This is a genomic window from Pseudokineococcus marinus, assembly GCF_013004605.1.
Lineage (GTDB): Bacteria > Actinomycetota > Actinomycetes > Actinomycetales > Quadrisphaeraceae > Pseudokineococcus > Pseudokineococcus marinus.
In genome coordinates, this window is the sequence record NZ_JABEMA010000426.1 from 1 (window position 1) to 2,015 (window position 2,015).

At 79.9% G+C, this 2,015-nt stretch carries 1 protein-coding gene and 1 pseudogene; both read left to right on the plus strand.

What is annotated here, in order from left to right:
• The first annotated feature begins 75 nt into the window (after positions 1 to 75).
• Positions 76 to 1,176, plus strand: a complete 1,101-nt coding sequence (locus tag HLB09_RS16230) for a glycosyltransferase (protein ID WP_171204344.1) — start codon at positions 76 to 78, stop codon at positions 1,174 to 1,176.
• 208 nt (positions 1,177 to 1,384) lie between these two features.
• Positions 1,385 to 2,015 (plus strand): annotated as a pseudogene (locus HLB09_RS17950) (hypothetical protein); the annotation flags it as partial.

The following is a 2,015-nucleotide window of genomic DNA, read 5'->3' on the forward strand; positions in this document are numbered from 1 at the left end:
GCGGACGCCCCCCGTCCGGGCGACGCGGGGCTGCCGCGGCGCCGCCGCCGCCCGACCTGCAGCAGACTGCCGTCCATGGCTCCCCCCGCACCCTCCGTCGCCCTCGTCCACGAGCGCTTCACCGAGTGGGCCGGCTCCGAGATGGTCGTCGAGCAGCTGGCGCACGAGTGGCCGTCGGCGCTCGTGCACGCGCCCGTCGTGCAGGAGGGCGTCGTCCCGGCGGACCTGCGGCCCCGGCTGCGGCCGGGTCGGCTCTCGCCGCTCGCGCGGCCGGGCGGCGGCTACGCCCACCTGCTGCCCGCGCTTCCGCTGGCCCACGCCCGCACCCGGCTGCCCGACGCCGACGTCGTCGTCGCCAGCCACCACGCCTTCGCGACGCAGGTGGTGCACGCGACGAGCGCCCCGGTCGTCGCCTACGTCCACAGCCCGGCCCGCTGGGTGTGGGACGCCGACATGCGGCGCGGGGAGGTCGGCGGGCGCGCCGGCGAGGCGCTGCTCGGGGCCTTCTCCGCCGCCTTCCGTCCCGCCGACCGGCGGGCGGCCCAGCGCGTGCGCACGCTCGTCGCGAACTCCTCCGCCGTGGCCGAGCGCATCCAGCGCTGGTGGGGCCGGGAGTCCGTCGTCGTCCACCCGCCGGTCGACGTCGACGCCTACACGCCCGACCCGTCCGTCGAGCGCGAGGACTTCTTCCTGCTCGCCGGGCGCCTCGTGCCCTACAAGCGCCCCGAGCTGGCCGTGCGCGCGGCCACTCTGGCCGGCGTCCCCCTCGTCGTCGCCGGGGACGGGCGGGCGCGCGCCGACTGCGAGCGGGTCGCCGGCCCGACCGTGCGCTTCGTCGGCCGCACGACCGACGCCGAGCAGCTCGACCTCTACCGCCGGTGCCGCGCCCTCCTCATGCCGGGCGTCGAGGACTTCGGCATCGTCCCCGTCGAGGCGCAGGCCACGGGGGCGCCCGTGGTGGCGGCGGGGGCGGGCGGAGCGCTCGACACCGTGCTGCCCGGTCGCACCGGCGCGCTCGTCGGCGAGGAGCCCGACGGGGCCGTGGAGCGCTGGGCCGACGCCCTGCGCACCTTCGACGCCGACCTCGACCCGGCGGCGGTGCGCGCCCACGCCGAGGGCTTCTCCCGCGCCCGCTTCCGGTCGCGGATGCGGGAGGTCGTCGACGCCGTCGCCTGACGCGTCGCGGGCGCACCGCCCGCCGTCGGGGCGCACCGGGCCGCCCGACGGCTCGCCCGGTCGGGTGCTGCGCGGCTGAGGCGCCAGCCGGCGGCGGCATCCGTCCGGCCGAAGGGCCTGCGGCGAGCGGGTGACCCCCTCCGGCGCAGGCGGGTGAGGGACCCACCCGCTCCTCCAGCGGCGCGAGGACGCCCCCCGATGACGCGGCATGACCACTCCGACGCGTCCCACCGACCGCCATCCCCGCCGCGCGCGGAGCCTCGTCGCCGCGACCGCCCTGGGCCTCGCCGTCGGCCTCCTGCCCGCGGTGGCCCCGGCCGCCGGCGCCGCCGCCGCGACCACCGCCGCGGCGACGACCGCGAGCCCGTCCGTGGGCGCCGGGTACTCCATCACCTCCGCCGGCAAGGGGCTCTACGGCACCACGCAGCCGGCCGGGACGGTCACCGTCCTCGTCACCTCCCCGCAGGCCATCACCGGCGCCCGGATGCTCGACGGCAGCGGCCGCGCCCTCGGGACGCTGACGTCGCTCGGCCGGGACACGCGCGGCCAGCACACCGCCACCGGCACGGTCGACCTCTCCCCCGTGGCCGGCCAGCGCCTCCACCTCGTGGCCCGCCTGCTGCTGCCGTCCGGCGGCACGCACGGCATCAGCACGAACCTGCGGGTCGCGGCCGCCCCGGCGCCCACCGCGGCCCCGACCCCCGTCGCCACCCCGGCGCCCGTCGCCACCCCGACACCCGTCGCCACCCCGACACCCGTCGCCACCCCGACACCCGTCGCCACCCCGACGCCCGTCGCCACCCCGGCGCCCGCGCCCGTCCCGGCACCCGTGAGCACCC